Here is a 13,805-nt window from a genome sequence, read left to right as displayed (position 1 = left end):
ACCCCCACTCGCCGCGCCGACCGAAAGCCCAAGTACGTCCAGTACGAGGGCTTCCGGCCGGCACTCCCCCAAGCTCTTCGAGCAGGGGGGACCCCCAGAGCACGCTCCCCCACTCTCGGCTTCTCCCCCACTCTCGACTCCGCTCGAGCGGGGGGACCCCCAGAGCGGGAGGTGCCCCCACGACGCCGCTCCTCAACGGGCAAACGTTGCCTGCCGCGGCACTAGCCGTTGAGGCGTCAACGGCCCTGCGACCATGAGTGATCAGCTTCACGGTCCGGAATGCCGGAAGGCGCCTGATTGCTCACGACGCCTTCACACCAAGCCCCGTATGCTTCACGGCATGTCCACCACTCCTGAACCCGCAGCGGAACGTTCCGCCGACGAGGTCAACGAGGAGATCCGGGCCTTGTGGTTCCGGAGCGGCGGATCGCTGAACGCCGAGGAGCGGCGGGAGTACCAGCGACTCGTCATGGAATGGGCCGCGGCCTCCCCGAAGGACACGGAAGCGGCGTGAGCGCCCGCTCGGCCCACGCGCCGTGCGTCACCGGAGCAGTTCGTCGTCCCGGCCGACGGCGATCGCAGCGCGGAGCGGGAACGCGACGAGCAGCGCGATCGCGACGAGAAGTCCGCTTGCCCAGAGCGGCCCGAGGTCCCCGACCGCCGTGCCGAGGGTGGTCGCGGCGATGAGGGGTCCGACGGCCGCGCCGACGTTGAGTGCGGCGGTCGCGTACGAGCCGGCCATCGTGGGGGCTCCAGCCGCCTCGTACAGGACCCGGGTGATCAGCGTGCTGCCCAGCGCGAACGACAGCGCGCCTTGCAGGAACACGAGGAAGAGCAGAGCGGCCGGCTTTTGCGCCAGCACGGCCAGCGCCGGCCAGCCGATGAGCAGGAGCGGACCGCCGGCTGCGATGACCAGGCCGGGGTGATGGTCGCAGAGCCGGCCGGCGACGGTGACACCCACGAAGGAGCCGGCGCCGAAGAGCACCAGAACGACAGAGATCCACAGCTTCCCCAGCCCGGCGGCGTCGGTCACGACCGGGGCGAGGAAGGTGAAGCTTCCGAAGGTCGCCGCGTTCACCAGCGCGCCGACCAGCATGACCAGGATCAACCGCGGACTCCTGAGCTGCGCGAGCTCTGACCGCAAGGCCGGTCCGTCAGCCGCGCCTTCCCGTACCGGGCGTGTGGGGATTCCCATGAGGATGCCGATCGCCGCGGGCAGGCAGAGTACGGCGACGGCCCAGAACGTGGCCCGCCAGCCGAGCACCGTGCCGAGTACCGATCCTGCTGGGACCCCGGCGATCGTGGCCACCGTCGTGCCCGACAGCAGCACGGCGAGCGCACGTCCCTTCCTGTCGGGCGAGACCATCGCGGCCGCGGTCGTCAGGGCTACAGCGAGGAACCCCGCGTTCGCGAGCACGGCGACCGCCCGGGTCGCGAGCAGGACAGGGAAGCTGCCGGTGACAGCCCCCATGGCGTGGGCGGCCAAGAACATGAGGACGAACCCGAGGAGGCTGGACCGACTCGGCCAGGTGCGGGCAAGCCCGGCCATGAGCGGGGCGCCGACGATCATTCCGATCGCGAAGGCCGAGGTGAGCATGCCTGCTGTCCCGACGGTCACGTCGAGGTCCGAGGCGATGTCCGGCAAGAGGCCGGCGAGCATGAATTCAGAGGTCCCCATGGCGAAGATCGCCATGGCGAGCAGGTACAGCGGGAGAGGCATCGAGTGACTCCGGGGTGAAGAGAAGCGTGAGGGGAGACATCTCGTCACCGCGGTCAGCACCCAAGGGCGCACTCGTCCGGCCGCGGAACGCGGCGGGACGGCAGAACTGCGAACTCAGTGGTTCAGGGGGCTGACGGCGTGACCGAAAGCCCCCACCGTGTCCGACTCAGGGCTCGACATGGCCCGCACATTACCCGGCCGGTGCCTGTCGAAGCACCCCGGTTTCCCCCGCGTTGGCCTGCACCACCCACGTCATGCCCGGCAACACACTGCGGCTCCTCGCCCGCGTCACGCCCTGGGGCGGCGGCCGCTGCGGCGCGGCGGGGGCTCGGCGCCGCCCAGCAGAGCGCGGCGGCGTTCCTCGCCGTGCTCCTCGACCTGGAGTACGACACTGCGCAGCCCCTCGGCCAGGCCGCGGCAATCGGCATCGCTCAACTGCCCTGTGACGAAGGCCTCTTCCTCGTTGAAGGCCGGGAAGACCCGCTGCATCAGTTCCTCCCCCTCGTCGGTGAGGCTGAGCAGGACCAGCCTGCCGTCGGAGGGGTGCCCGGCGCGTTTCACCAGCCCCCGGGACTCCAGTGTGCGTGCCACGCCCGTGAGGGTTCCCTTGGAGATCCCCGCCTCCTCCGCCACATGCCGGGTCTCCGACTCGCCCCACACCCAGACCACCCACAGGACGACGAACGCCGTCCAGGTCAGATCCGACCCCCGCAGCACGGAGTTCTCCAGATGCTGCCGCACCGCCGACGCGGCCCGGTAGATATTGGCCACGGCAGCCATCTGGTCCCGGCGGATCGGGAAGCCGCCGAGCTTGGCCGCGGCGAGTTTCTCGGCCTCGGTGATGGATCGCTGGCCGGGCACGGGTGCTCCTTGGGTCTGCTCGCCGGAATCGGACGGCTCGTCCGTCCGCTCGGTCGTTCGGCATCAAATTGTACGGAGATCGCGCGGCGCGTGTGCGGGGGATGGCCGTGGTCCGTGGTGGCGGATCAGTGGTGGTGGCCCGTATGAGCCCCCGGGTGCTCCCCCCGCTCGGGCGCTCCGCCCATCATCCGCAGCATGGCGGCGCCGCCGGTGCGCAGGAAGCGTACGAGCAGGGCCGCGGCCAGCAGCAGGAACGCGATGTTGAGCCAGGTCGTGTAGTTCCAGGTGATGCCCTCCTCGGGAAGCCTGGCCCGTGCCTGGTCGGGGACCAGTCCCAGACCACCGAAGACGAACTCGACGATGTAACCGGCGACCACCATCGCCACGTAGAAGGTGCCGAGGAGGAACGCGGCCATGCGCGCTCCGTAGTACTTCCGGTAGATGTTCAGGATCGGCAGGATCAGCAGGTCCGCGTAGATGAAGGCGATCACGCCGCCGAAGCTGATGCCGCCCTTCCACAGCACTACCGCCAGCGGCACGTTGCCGATCGAGCACACGAAGGTCGCGATCGCCACGAGCGGTCCGATGAGCGGCCCGATCACCCTGGCCGCGAGCGGATGGTCGGCCAGGAAGAACGTCCGCCAGAAGTCGTCCGGCACCCATGCGGCGATGGCGCCCGCGATCAGCAGACCGCCCACCAGGTCGCGCAGGATCGCCGCCCACTCCATGACGAAGATGTGCGAGACGGACGTGAGACCCGCACGGGTGGACAGCCGGTGGACGAAGCCACCCCTGCCGCCCACCGACATGTCCATCGCCGCATGCCCCTCCATGGACCCGGCCAGAGCGCGGTCGGCCTGTTCACGGGCCTGGCGCAGCATCCGCTCGCGCAGCAGGAGGCGGAAGAGAACGGCGAGGACCACGATTATCACCGGTCCACCGACGAACTCCGCGACGGTGAACTGCCATCCCATCAACAGGGCCAGGATCACGCCGAGTTCGATGACGAGATTGGTCGAGGCGATCTCGAACGCCATCGCCGCGGTGAAGTCGGCGCCCTTGCGGAACAAGGAGCGCGCCAGGGCGACCGCCGCGTACGAGCACGAGGACGACGCGGCACCGAGTCCGGCGGCCAGGGCGAGCGTACGAGGCCGGTCGTCACCCAGCAGCCGGACGACCGTCGACCGGCGCACCACCGCCTGCACCACGGCGGAGAGGGTGAACCCGAGGATCAGTGCCCAGGTGATCTCCCAGGTCATCGACCCGGTGATGGAGAGCGCGTGCCCGAGCGCGTGCCACATGGGACGCCCTTCCCCTCGGTGGTCCGAAACGGGACCACTGTACCCCTAGGGGGTATGAATCGACCGATGTGGCGCGATATCCGGCTCAGCGGACGTCGGGTGGTGCCGCGCCGGATCAGGGCACCGGCGGTGCCGGCAGCGCCGTGTTCGGCACCACGACATCCGCCCGGTCCCGCGTCGTGGTGACCAGGTCCGCGTTGCGCTGGTCCGTGCCCAGCACCCACGCGACCGCCGTGGCGTGGTCCTTGCCGAACTCCTCGTGGCGGGCGACGAGTCGGCGGACGCGCTCCGCTTCGTCGATCTCGCAGAACCACACCTCGTCCAACTGCGGGCGGACCCGGGCCCAGGCGCCCGTCTCCAGCAGCAGGTAGTTGCCCTCCGTCACCACCAGCCGGGCCGTCGGGGGTACCGGGAGCGCCCCCGCGAGCGGCTGCTCGAGGACCCGCTCGAAGCCCGGCGCGTACACGATCTCGCCGTTCTCCTCCGCGCGCAGTCGCCGCAGCAGCGCCGCGTACCCGGCCGCGTCGAACGTGTCGGGTGCGCCCTTGCGGTCCCGGCGGCCCAGACGGTCGAGTTCGGCGTCGGCCAGGTGGAAGCCGTCCATGGGCACGTGCGCCACCCACGGCGGCCCGTCGTCGTTCAGCTTGCGCACCACATGCTCGGCGAGCGTCGTCTTGCCCGCTCCTGGGCTTCCGGTGATGCCGAGAATCGCGCGGCGGCCGGGGCGCGCCAGGGCCGCAGCCCGCTTCAGGAGGTCGTCGAAGGTCATCGGTGTACGCCGCTCGCTGCCAGGTGGTGGACGGTGAACCGCGCGCGTCGCGTGGCGTGCCCGGTCGTCGCTATTGGAGCAGAGGTTGTGCCGGATCGCGAGATCCGCGGACAGGCCTCGGGCACCACCACCACCGCCGATGAGGAGGCGCACCTGAGCCGACGGGGGCCGCGGGGACGTCAGCGGGACGGTGCAATATGGCGCTTGTCGTCCTCTGCGCGGCGTTCATGGGGGAAGGTGGCTCCTATGACAGAGCTCGGTCTTCCGGACGGCATCCAGGCCTGCCTCTTCGACCTCGACGGGGTCATCACCAAGACCGCCGTCGTCCACGCGGCCGCGTGGAAGCAGACGTTCGACGACTTTCTGCGCCGGCGGGACGGGGACAGCTACCGCCCCTTCGGCGACGCCGACTACGAGGAGTACGTCGACGGGCGCCCCCGCGCCGACGGCGTCCGCACCTTCCTCGCCTCCCGCAGCATCCGTCTGCCCGAGGGCGATCCCGACGACCCGCCCGGTCGGCAGACCGTCCACGGTCTCGGCAACCGCAAGAACACCCTGCTCCTCGAGTTGATCCGCACCCACGGCGTCGAGGCGTACGACGGCACGATCCGGTACGTCGAGGCGGTGCGCGCCGCCGGGCTGCGCACGGCCGTCGTCTCCTCCAGTGCCAACTGCCGCGACGTCCTGCGGTCCATCCGCGCCGAACACCTCTTCGACGTGACGATCGACGGAGTCGTCGCGGCGCAGCGGCACCTGCCCGGCAAGCCGCACCCGGACACCTTCCTCGCCGCCGCCCTCGACCTCGGTGTCGAGGCGAAGGCCGCCGCCGTCTTCGAGGACGCGCTCGCGGGGATGGACGCCGGGCGCTCGGGCCACTTCGGGTACGTCGTCGGCGTGGACCGGGTCGGCCAGGCGGACGCCCTGCGCGCCCACGGAGCCGACGTCGTCGTACCGGACCTCGCGGAACTGGGGGAGCGGCCGTGATCACGCACACGTCGTACGCCGTCGAGCCCTGGGCATTGCGCGAGCGGGGCCTGCACCTCGATGTCCTCCCGCAGAGCGAGTCCGTGTTCGCGCTGTCCAACGGCCATGTTGGATGGCGCGGCAACCTCGACGAGGGCGAGCCGCACGGACTGCCGGGCTCCTATCTCAACGGCGTCCACGAGGTCCATCCGCTGCCCTACGCGGAGGCCGGATACGGCTATCCGGAGTCCGGGCAGACCGTCATCAACGTCACCAACGGCAAGATCATCCGGTTACTCGTGGACGACGAGCCCTTCGATCTGCGCTACGGCCTGCTGCGCTCCCACGAACGCGTCCTCGATCTGCGCGCCGGACTGCTCACCCGGACCTGCGAGTGGACCTCACCGGCCGGCACGACGGTCCGGGTGCGCTCCAGGCGTCTCGTCTCCTTCACCCAGCGTGCGATCGCCGCCGTCGCCTACGAGGTCGAGGCCGTCGGCGCACCGGCCCGCATCGTGGTGCAGTCCGAGCTGGTGGCGAACGAGCAACTCCCGGACCACGACGGCGATCCCCGTGCCGCGGTCGTCCTCGAGTCGCCGCTGGAGGCGGAGGAGCACTTCGCGAAGGACGGTCGGCTGCGACTGGTGCACCGCACGCGCAGGAGCGGTCTGCGGGTGGGCGCGGCCGCCGACCATGTCGTCAGCGGCCCCGAGCCGACCACGACCGAGAGCGAGGCGACCGACGACCTCGCCCGCCTCACCGTCGCCACCGTGCTCGCCCCGGGCGAGCGGCTGAGGGTGGAGAAGTTCGTCTCCTACGGCTGGTCCGGCACGCGTTCTCTGCCCGCGGTCAGCGACCAGGTGGACGCGGCGCTGGCCGCCGCCACAAGCGTGGGCTGGTCCGGTCTCGTCGCCGAACAGCGGGCCTATCTGGACGACTTCTGGGCGCGGTCGGACGTCGAGGTGGACGGCGACGAGAAGATCCAGCAGGCGGTCCGCTTCGCGCTCTTCCACGTCCTGCAGGCCGGGGCGCGCGCCGAACAGCGGGCGATCCCCGCCAAGGGTCTGACCGGCTCCGGCTACGACGGTCATGCCTTCTGGGACACCGAGACGTTCGTGCTGCCGCTGCTCACCTACACCTCGCCCGGCGCGGTCGCGGAGGCATTGCGGTGGCGGCAGAACACACTGCCCGCCGCCCGGGACAGGGCCGTCCAACTCGGTTTGCGCGGCGCGGCGTTCCCATGGCGGACCATCGAGGGCTCGGAGGGGTCGGCGTACTGGCCGGCCGGCACCGCCGCGTTCCATGTGAACGCCGACATCGCCGACGCCGTCGTCCGCTACACGTCCGCCACCGGCGACGAGCGTTTCGAACGCGACACCGGCGTCGAGCTGCTGGTGGAGACGGCGCGGCTGTGGCGGTCGCTCGGCCACCACGACCACCACGGCACGTTCCACATCGACGGAGTGACGGGACCGGACGAGTACAGCGCGGTCGCCGACGACAACACGTACACCAACCTGATGGCGCGCGCGAACCTCCGCGCGGCCGCGGACGCCGTCGAACGCCATCCGCTCCGGGGCGAGGAACTGGGCGTCGACGAGGAGGAGAGCACGGCCTGGCGCGATGCCGCCGAGGCGATGTACGTCCCCTACAACCACGAACTGCGCGTACACGAACAGCACGCCGGGTTCACCCGCTACCAGCGCTGGGACTTCGCCGCGACCCGCCCCGACCAGTACCCGCTCCTGCTGCACTTCCCGTACTTCGACCTGTACCGCAAGCAGGTGATCAAGCAGGCGGACCTGGTTCTGGCGATGTGCACGTGCAGCACCTTCTTCGACGCGGAGCACAAGGCGCGCAACTTCGCCTACTACGAGCCGCTCACCGTCCGTGACTCGTCCCTGTCCGCGTGCTGCCAGGCGGTCATCGCCGCCGAGGCGGGCCATCTGCGGCTCGCCTACGACTATCTGCACGAGGCCGCGCTGATGGATCTGGAGGATCTCGAGCACAACACACGCGACGGCCTGCACATCGCGTCCCTTGCCGGAGCGTGGATGGCGCTCGTCGCGGGCTTCGGCGGCATGCGCCACCACGGGGCGCGGATCGACTTCGCACCGCGACTGCCCGAGCAGTTCGGCCGGCTCGCCTTCACGCTGGAGCTACGGGGCCGCCGGCTGCGGGTGGAGATCGGCCGGGCGGAGGCCACGTACACGCTGCTGAACGGCGATCCGCTGACGGTCCACCACCACGATGTCCCGCTCACCCTCGACGCGGACAAGCCGCACACCCGCACCGTCCCCCTCCTCGAGCCGCGCCCGGCTCCGGACCAGCCCCTGCACCGGCGTCCGAACCACCTGGACGCCCCGGAGAGCTGAGGGGAGGCGGGGCCCGCATGCTGCGCTGCTCACCGTGCGATCGGCACGGTGAGCGGCAGCACGTGCCTCCGGGGTCGCTGCCCGCGTGATCGCACATGCCCGCGCGGGACTGCTCGGCCAGGACACCGGACCACATCCTCGGCCATCGCGCACGGACGACGCCGACCCGGCGGTTTCGGAGATCGACATCGCGGCGTCGGCTCCGACAGGCGGGCGCGCCGCATCGGCCGTACCGTCGTGCATGGGGGGCGTCGGCGTGTGCACTCGCGTCGGCCATCGAACGAGAGGAGCGGCCGTGAACTCGCCCCTTCCGCACGTACCACAGGTCGAGGTGGTGATCAGCGGCTGCTCGGCGGCGGACGCCGGAAGCCTGTTCGCCGAACTGTGCCGCAGATTCGGCTCGGACCGCGCCGCCGAGGACGCACCGCACGAGGCCGAGGGTGGCCGGCCCACGATGTGGACCGGCACGTTCGACACATCCGCCACCCTCGGTAAGCCCGGGAGGACGACGGGGCAGCCGCCGCACCTGTCGGGTCCGGTGACGGCCGAACTTCAGGGCGAGCCCCGCGCGGTGGAATGCCTGCGTCGCGTTCTGGACGAGACGTTCGTCGTCCACCAGTTGGGCGTGGTCGCGGGCGATCAGGAGGTCGACATCGAGCTGCGGCTGGAGAGCCGCGAGACGGCCTGAGGCTCATATCCGGGCGCCGGTGTTCGCACGGTCGCAGGATCAGTGGCCACCCGGTCCCCGCGGAGCGATACGCGGCGGCCGGCTGACGCGCGGCACACCCGTTCCGGCCGTGGTCACGGCATGCCGCCGACCGGTGCGCGCATGCCCCGGGTGCGGCACACACGATGGGGCGTTCCGTGCGCCGACCGGTGGGGATGAAAGACTGGCCGCATGGAAGAGCGAGAATTCCGCAGGTCGGGGCAGCACGCGTCGGTGATCGGCCTCGGCACCTGGCAGCTGGGCGCGGATTGGGGCGACGTCGACGACAAGGACGCCCATGAGGTGCTGGAGGCGGCGGCCGAGTCGGGAGTGACCTTCTTCGACACCGCCGATGTGTACGGTGACGGGCGCAGCGAGCAGACCATCGCCGCCTTCCTGCTCGGCAGGCCCGATCTGCATGTGCTGGTGGCGACCAAGATGGGCCGCCGCGTCGACCAGATCCCGGAGAACTACGTCCTGGACAACTTCCGCGTCTGGAACGACCGTTCCCGGCGCAACCTCGGCGTCGACCGTATCGATCTGGTGCAGCTGCACTGCCCGCCGACGCCCGTCTACTCCTCCGGCGAGGTGTACGACGCCCTGGACACGCTGGTCGAGGAGGACCGGATCGCCGCGTACGGCGTGAGCGTCGAGACGTGCGACGAGGCGCTGGCGGCGATCGCCCGCCCGAACGTGGCCAGCGTGCAGATCATCCTCAACCCCTTCCGTATGAAGCCGCTGCGGCACGTCCTCCCGGCCGCGCGGGAGGCGGGCGTGGGCATCATCGCCCGGGTGCCGCTGGCCTCCGGCCTGCTGACGGGCAAGTACACCAAGGACACGGTCTTCGCCGCGAACGACCACCGCTCGTTCAACCGTCACGGTGAGGCCTTCGACCAGGGTGAGACCTTCTCCGGCGTCGACTTCGCGACGGGCGTGGAGGCGGCGGCCGAGTTCGGCGAGCTCGCCCCGGAGGGCTTCACCCCGGCCCAGCTGGCGCTCGCCTGGATCGTCCAGCAGCCCGGCGTGACCGCGGTGATCCCGGGCGCCCGCTCGGCGGACCAGGCCCGCGCCAACGCGGAGGTCGCGAGGCTGCCCCGGCTCTCGCAGGACACGCTCGACGCGATCCAGGACCTGTACGACCGGCAGATCAAGGACCAGGTAGAGGGTCGCTGGTAGGCACTCGTCGGGAGACCGGTCGGAGGGATGTCTCCGACCGGTCAGGCCGTCAGGGCGGAGCGTGCCGCGCGGGACGTCCCGCGCGTGGCGGCCCGCACCCGGTAGGTTGTCTTGGCCCGGTCGACCATGGGATCGCCGAGCACGATCCGCCCGGCCGCGTGCAACGCGTCGCACTCGTCGGAGGGCAGCGCCATGAGGCTGCCGTCGGACTGCCAATAGCCGTACCGACGCCGCCCGTTGGCATGCACGACGAGGAATACCGGCACACGCTGATCCATGATCAGGCGCAGCACTTCGGCAGCACGGGCACTGAGCCGAGGGCGCGTCATGATCGGTCGGCCTTTCCGGGACACGGGTGGGCGGTCATCCACCGCGAGGACTAGATGATCTTTACCCCGCATTCTCGCCGAGCGCACTGACACCGCGCATCCCACCTGCTGAAGCCGTTGTGGAGAGACCTGCTGACCAGGTGAGACCTTCACTCTGATATGGCGGACAGGGAAGGCCCCGGCAGCGTCCCACCCTCGCTCACCCCAGCCCGTACCGCTCGGCCCACGCCATGACGTCCGCCACGGACGCGTTGCCGCCACATACCACCAGCCCCAGCCGGGCCCCGTCGCCCACCCGCTCCAGTACCTGCCGGGCTGCGGGCAGCAGACAGCCCGCGGCCGGCTCGGTCCACAGCTTGGCGTGCTCGGCGAGTTCGAGGCTGCCCCGGACCGCCTCCGCGTCCGGCACCACCAGGACCTCGGTGACCAGGGCCGACACATGCTCGTACGTCAGCCGGGAGACGGTAGGCGCGCTGAGCGTGGTCACGACCGACGACAGCTCCACGGGCACCGGCCCACCCGCCGCCAGCGCCCGGGACATGGCCTCGGCACCCTCTGTCTCCACGCCCCAGACACGTACCCCTGGCCGCTGGGCGTGCAGCGCCGCCGCCACGCCCGCGATCAGTCCGCCGCCTCCGATGCTCACCAGCACGTCCGTCAGTGCGCCCGCGTCCTCGGCGAGTTCGAGGCCGACCGTGCCCTGCCCGGCGATCACCGTCGGATCGTCGAACGGGTGCACCAGGGTCAGCCCCTCGTCCCGCAACCGCTCCGTCAGCGCGAACGCCTCGCCCATCCCGTCCGTCAGCCGCAGAGACGCGCCCGTCGACTCGACGATCGCGATGGACCGCGCGGGTGCGGACCGCGGCATCACCACCGTCGCCTTCACGTCCAGCGCGGCGGCCATGACCGCGAGCGCGATCCCATGGTTGCCGCCGCTGACGGCCACCACGCCCGCCGCCCGCTCCGCCTCGTCGAGCGCGAGGAGCCGAGCCGTCGCGCCGCGTGCCTTGAAGGACCCGGTACGCTGCAGCAACTCCAGCTTGGTGGTCACCGGAACGCCGAGCAATGCGGTGAGCCCGGGGCTTTCCACCGTGGGCGTGCGCACGATGTGCGGGGCGATCTGCTCCCTGGCCGCGCGTACGTCCGAGATCCCGATCAATGCCTCTGCCTCCCATGACAGTTCCATCCGGCCACGACGCCGCTGTCGCGCTGTCTCCCACCCTGGCATGCGCCGGGCGGTCACGGGAGTCCCCGACCCGACACGGATGATGTCCGGCCCCATGCGGCTCGGATTCCTCACAGGTGATCTCGGCGCCGTAGGATTTATCCCGAAGATCCTGACATGCCCGATCGGAGTGGTGGTCGGGTCGAGCGGGTGAGCCGCATCAGGCCGGTTGTCTTGATCAAGCCCTGCCGGGAGTTCTCGTGTTCAGGCCGTGTGAGCGGATGCGTCAGTACCACCGGAGCGAGCCGTGAGGTGGCCTGGTCGCCGCACAGCCGAAGGCCGTCGTCCGGCGCAGGCGGACAGCACAGGCGGCCTGCACGTGCCCGCCCCGCCCCTGTGGATGCGCTGGCTGCCGGCCGTTTATGCCGCGGTGATTCTGGTGCTCGAACCGATCACCCCCGTGCAGTGGCCGGTGAGTTATCTGCTCATCGCCCTCCCCGTGATCGCCGCCTTCGCCCACGGCCCCGCCATGGTCGCCGCCACCACGGTCTTCGCCGTCGTACTCGAAGGTGTCCTGGCCGGCACTACCTGCTGTGCGGGCCGCTCCGGGGTGTACCTGTGGGATCGCCACTACGTGGCCTCCTACATCGCCACCGCCTTGGTCGGTGTCCTCGGCACGGTCCTGGCCGCCCACCGGACACGCCGGGAACGCACCCTCGCCACCGTGCGCTCCGTGGCCGAGACCGCGCAGCGTGTGCTGCTGCGCCCGGTACCCCACCGCCTCGGCCAGGTCTCCATCGAAACCCTTTACCTGGCCGCCGCCGCGGAGGCACGCATCGGCGGCGACCTGTTCGAGGCGATGCCCACCGCGCACGGAGTCCGCCTGCTCATCGGCGACGTCCGGGGCAAGGGCCTGGTCGCGGTGGAGACGGCCGCGACGATGCTCGGCGCCTTCCGTGAGGTCGCGCACGACGAGCCGGATCTGACCGGGGTGGCCCGCCGCGTCGAGCGAAGCATGCGCCGCAGGGCCGAGCAACTGTCGGGGAGCGAGGAGCGCTTCGTCACCGCCGTGTTCGCCGAGATTTCCGACGAGGAACCCGTGGCCCGCCTCGTCAACTGCGGCCATCCACCGCCCCTGCTCCTCGGCCGCGGCGGGGTCATCGAGCTGCATGCGGACGATCCCTCCCCGCCGATCAACCTCGGCTTTCTGGTCGGGGACCATTACCACGTGGACGTGGTGCCCTTCCATCCCGGCGACCAACTGCTGCTCTACACCGACGGCGTGACAGAGACACGCGACCGCGCCGGAGTCTTCTACCCGCTCATCGACCGCGTACAGCGTTGGGCCACCCTCCCGCCCCGGGAACTGCTCGACCACCTGCACGAGGACCTGCTCGCCTTCAGCGGCGGGAGCCTCGACGACGACACCGCCGCCCTCGCCGCGTGCCGCCTCGCCGGCGAGACCCACGGGTAGCCCGGGACCGTACGCCCCAGGGGTCTTTTTCGGATCAGGCCGGATTCGGGCGACGTGCCTCCCCGCCGCAGAGGCGCAGTGTGCTTTCCAGGCACAGCGCCTCTGCCTCGTGGGCGGTGAGGCGCCCGGTTGCGACTTGTGCCACGGCCGTGTGCTGGAGCCCGAAAATGACGGCGGCGAGCCAGTCCGCGGGGAGTGACGGGTCGACGTCGCCCGTGTGCTGGCCTCGCCGAATGAGCCGTTCGAGCCGTGGGGGCGCGAAGTCATGGGGGTCGTTGTCGGGTCGCGGGATCCGGGCCGCGGTGGCGTTCAGCAGCATGGGATAGCGGTCGAGGAATCGCCAGCCGGCGCCGAGGAACTGGGCCAGCGCGTCGGCGGGCGGGGCGGTGTCGAGGCCTGCGTCGTCAAGCAGGGCGGCGAATTCGGCGGCCGCGGCCTCGACGAGGGCGGCGACCAGGGCGTCGCGTGAAGGGAAGTGCGCGTAGACGGTCTGGCGCGTGACGCCGGCCGTGGCGGCGATGTCCTCCATGCTCGCGGCGGGCCGCTCGCCGAGCACGACCCGGGCCGCGTTGAGGATGGCGTCGATGCTGCGCCGGGCGTCGGACCGGCGGCGGCGTGGCGCCTGCGTCCAGGGGCCAGTCCCGCCATGCACATCACACGCAGTGACGAACAGTCAGCGCGCCTAACGAGATGCACCGCTCAAGTTCGAAGACCCGGTATGACACTGCTCATGGACTTGACTGTCCTGTCCGGCCAGGATGTGTGAGATTTCTCCCGCCACAGCACAGCGACGAACGAGGCCGCAGGATGCCGTACGAAGCCGAACCCCCGAGATCTGACGGGCAGTTGGATCCCCCGCCGCCGCACGGTCCGGATTCTGCTGAGGCGTACGGATGGCAGGAGCCCTCGCCGGTCCCAGCGCCGCGTGAGTCCGAGTCTTGGTTCCAGCCCCAGCCCCAGCCCCAG

At 70.8% G+C, this 13,805-nt stretch carries 13 protein-coding genes; 6 read left to right on the top strand and 7 right to left on the bottom strand.

From position 1 onward, the window contains the following. The first annotated feature begins 328 nt into the window (after positions 1-328). Positions 329-514 carry a hypothetical protein gene (locus BIV24_RS05745; protein WP_071365054.1) on the top strand — a complete coding sequence of 62 codons (186 nt, stop codon included), beginning with the start codon at positions 329-331 and terminating at the stop codon, positions 512-514. 27 nt (positions 515-541) lie between these two features. Here BIV24_RS05745 and BIV24_RS05740 read toward each other — a convergent pair whose 3' ends face one another. From BIV24_RS05740 to BIV24_RS05725, 4 genes are all read right to left on the bottom strand, one after another. Continuing rightward, positions 542-1,720 carry a Cmx/CmrA family chloramphenicol efflux MFS transporter gene (locus tag BIV24_RS05740; protein WP_071365053.1) on the bottom strand — a complete coding sequence of 393 codons (1,179 nt, stop codon included), beginning with the start codon at positions 1,718-1,720 and terminating at the stop codon, positions 542-544. A gap of 288 nt (positions 1,721-2,008) precedes the next feature. Next, entirely contained in the window at positions 2,009-2,581 is a 573-nt protein-coding gene (locus BIV24_RS05735) for a MarR family winged helix-turn-helix transcriptional regulator (RefSeq protein ID WP_071365052.1), read from the bottom strand. A gap of 125 nt (positions 2,582-2,706) precedes the next feature. Continuing rightward, positions 2,707-3,882, bottom strand: a complete 1,176-nt coding sequence (locus tag BIV24_RS05730) for a permease (RefSeq protein WP_071365051.1) — start codon at positions 3,880-3,882, stop codon at positions 2,707-2,709. A 115-nt stretch (positions 3,883-3,997) separates the two neighbouring features. Then, on the bottom strand, positions 3,998-4,651 hold the full coding sequence (locus tag BIV24_RS05725) for a nucleoside/nucleotide kinase family protein (protein WP_071365050.1): 654 nt from the start codon (positions 4,649-4,651) through the stop codon (positions 3,998-4,000). A 246-nt stretch (positions 4,652-4,897) separates the two neighbouring features. Here BIV24_RS05725 and BIV24_RS05720 point away from each other — a divergent pair, with 246 nt between their 5' ends. From BIV24_RS05720 to BIV24_RS05705, 4 genes are all read left to right on the top strand, one after another. After that, a complete protein-coding gene (locus BIV24_RS05720; protein ID WP_071365049.1) occupies positions 4,898-5,635 on the top strand; it encodes an HAD family hydrolase in 738 nt (245 codons plus the stop codon). After that, positions 5,632-7,989 (top strand): glycoside hydrolase family 65 protein, encoded by a 2,358-nt coding sequence (locus BIV24_RS05715; RefSeq protein ID WP_071365048.1) that lies wholly within the window; start codon positions 5,632-5,634, stop codon positions 7,987-7,989. The genes BIV24_RS05720 and BIV24_RS05715 overlap by 4 nt, the downstream gene beginning before the upstream one ends. A gap of 295 nt (positions 7,990-8,284) precedes the next feature. Beyond that, positions 8,285-8,677, top strand: a complete 393-nt coding sequence (locus BIV24_RS05710) for a hypothetical protein (protein WP_071365047.1) — start codon at positions 8,285-8,287, stop codon at positions 8,675-8,677. 210 nt (positions 8,678-8,887) lie between these two features. Continuing rightward, positions 8,888-9,871 (top strand): aldo/keto reductase, encoded by a 984-nt coding sequence (locus BIV24_RS05705; RefSeq protein ID WP_071365046.1) that lies wholly within the window; start codon positions 8,888-8,890, stop codon positions 9,869-9,871. A 41-nt stretch (positions 9,872-9,912) separates the two neighbouring features. Here the strand turns inward: BIV24_RS05705 and BIV24_RS05700 are convergent, their stop codons facing one another. Both BIV24_RS05700 and BIV24_RS05695 read right to left on the bottom strand, forming a co-directional pair. Next, entirely contained in the window at positions 9,913-10,200 is a 288-nt protein-coding gene (locus BIV24_RS05700; RefSeq protein ID WP_143064563.1) for a hypothetical protein, read from the bottom strand. 199 nt (positions 10,201-10,399) lie between these two features. After that, positions 10,400-11,359 (bottom strand): threonine/serine dehydratase family protein, encoded by a 960-nt coding sequence (locus BIV24_RS05695; RefSeq protein WP_071365044.1) that lies wholly within the window; start codon positions 11,357-11,359, stop codon positions 10,400-10,402. A 385-nt stretch (positions 11,360-11,744) separates the two neighbouring features. Between BIV24_RS05695 and BIV24_RS05690 the strand changes: the two genes are divergently transcribed. Next, on the top strand, positions 11,745-12,839 hold the full coding sequence (locus tag BIV24_RS05690; RefSeq protein ID WP_245766678.1) for a PP2C family protein-serine/threonine phosphatase: 1,095 nt from the start codon (positions 11,745-11,747) through the stop codon (positions 12,837-12,839). Between the two features lie 34 nt (positions 12,840-12,873). Here the strand turns inward: BIV24_RS05690 and BIV24_RS05685 are convergent, their stop codons facing one another. Beyond that, the gene (locus BIV24_RS05685) at positions 12,874-13,491 is read right to left on the bottom strand and encodes a TetR/AcrR family transcriptional regulator (protein ID WP_071365042.1); all 618 of its coding nucleotides are present in this window, start codon (positions 13,489-13,491) and stop codon (positions 12,874-12,876) included. Positions 13,492-13,805: the final 314 nt, after the last annotated feature.

The sequence above is a fragment of the Streptomyces colonosanans genome, from assembly GCF_001866645.1.
In the GTDB taxonomy this organism is placed as follows: domain Bacteria; phylum Actinomycetota; class Actinomycetes; order Streptomycetales; family Streptomycetaceae; genus Streptomyces; species Streptomyces colonosanans.
The sequence above is the reverse complement of the archived record's forward strand: the minus strand, read 5'-3'. Positions and strand labels throughout refer to the sequence as shown.

Excerpts from the sequence above, each read along its gene's own strand:
- BIV24_RS05745 (WP_071365054.1), top strand. The coding sequence starts at position 329 with ATGCTTCACGGCATGTCCACCACTCCTGAACCCGCAGCGGAACGTTCC.
- BIV24_RS05740 (WP_071365053.1), bottom strand. The coding sequence starts at position 1,720 with ATGCCTCTCCCGCTGTACCTGCTCGCCATGGCGATCTTCGCCATGGGG.
- BIV24_RS05730 (WP_071365051.1), bottom strand. The coding sequence starts at position 3,882 with ATGTGGCACGCGCTCGGGCACGCGCTCTCCATCACCGGGTCGATGACC.
- BIV24_RS05725 (WP_071365050.1), bottom strand. The coding sequence starts at position 4,651 with ATGACCTTCGACGACCTCCTGAAGCGGGCTGCGGCCCTGGCGCGCCCC.
- BIV24_RS05720 (WP_071365049.1), top strand. The coding sequence starts at position 4,898 with ATGACAGAGCTCGGTCTTCCGGACGGCATCCAGGCCTGCCTCTTCGAC.
- BIV24_RS05705 (WP_071365046.1), top strand. The coding sequence starts at position 8,888 with ATGGAAGAGCGAGAATTCCGCAGGTCGGGGCAGCACGCGTCGGTGATC.
- BIV24_RS05700 (WP_143064563.1), bottom strand. The coding sequence starts at position 10,200 with ATGACGCGCCCTCGGCTCAGTGCCCGTGCTGCCGAAGTGCTGCGCCTG.